Annotated in this window: 1 pseudogene; it reads left to right on the forward strand. The window is 65.8% G+C overall.

Annotation, left to right across the window (positions count from 1 at the left end):
• Positions 1 to 217, forward strand: a pseudogene (locus BZL64_RS38140) (condensation domain-containing protein); the annotation flags it as partial.
• Between the last annotated feature and the right edge of the window lie 113 nt (positions 218 to 330).

Consider the following 330-nt stretch of genomic DNA (forward strand, 5'->3'; position numbering starts at 1 on the left):
GGCCCTCCACCCCGACCACCCGCTCCCGGTCTTCGCCGGCCCCGAGCAGGCGCTCGCGTGCGCCAGCACCCTCTTCGCCGACCTGGAGATGGCGGACGGCGCCCTCACCGGCTCGCTGTGGTACGAGAGCCATTACCACGACGCCGCACGAGTGGCCCGAGTGGGCAGGATATTCGGGCACTTCCTCCAAAGACTGAGCGAGCAGGGCGACCTGTGAAGTGCCACCGGAATCCGATGGCGAGAGGGGACATTGCCGAAGAATCTGCCGACTATCGGGAACCAACTCGACTGTAGGGCAAGGGTTGTTGACGGAAGATCACCCGGCCTGAA

Source organism: Streptomyces bobili (assembly GCF_002154575.1).
In the GTDB taxonomy this organism is placed as follows: domain Bacteria; phylum Actinomycetota; class Actinomycetes; order Streptomycetales; family Streptomycetaceae; genus Streptomyces; species Streptomyces bobili.